This window comes from Mesorhizobium sp. WSM4829 (genome assembly GCF_055811475.1).
Map to the genome: position 1 here is coordinate 1 of NZ_JBVVQJ010000135.1, position 645 is coordinate 645.

Annotated in this window: 1 protein-coding gene; it reads left to right on the forward strand. The window is 64.7% G+C overall.

Annotated features, from left to right (window positions below):
• The coding region (locus AC0L17_RS34535) for an aminotransferase class I/II-fold pyridoxal phosphate-dependent enzyme (RefSeq protein ID WP_473518997.1) at positions 1-645 on the forward strand (645 nt) is incomplete at both ends.

A 645-nucleotide genomic window follows, 5' to 3' on the forward strand; every position in this document is an offset into this window, starting at 1 on the left:
GGAGGCAATGGATTGCCGTTTTCGGCTGATCGCCACCGATGGTGTATTTTCCATGGACGGCATCATCGCCAATCTGAGGGGCGTCTGCGATCTCGCCGACAAGTACGATGCAATGGTGATGGTCGACGACAGCCATGCCGTCGGCTTCGTCGGCAAGAACGGGCGCGGCTCGGCCGAGTATTGCGGCGTCGAGGGCAGGGTGGATATCATCACCGGCACGCTCGGCAAGGCATTGGGCGGCGCGTCGGGTGGCTACACGGCGGCGAGCAGGCCGGTGGTCGACTGGCTGCGCCAGCGCTCGCGTCCCTACCTGTTTTCCAACACCCTGATGCCGGCGATCGCCGGCGCCTCGATCCGGGTTTTCGAACTGATCAAAAATGGCGATGCGCTGCGCCAGCGCCTCTATGCCAATGCGGCGCGGTTCCGGTCTGAAATGGGTAAGCTCGGCTTTACGCTGGCCGGCGCCGATCATCCGATCGTTCCGGTCATGCTCGGCGATGCGACGCTGGCGCAGGAGATGGCGGCGCGCATGCTGCAGCGCGGCATCTATGTCATCGGTTTTTCCTTCCCCGTCGTGCCCAAGGGCCAGGCCCGCATCAGGACGCAGATGTCGGCCGCCCATTCGGCCGCCGATATCGACCGGGC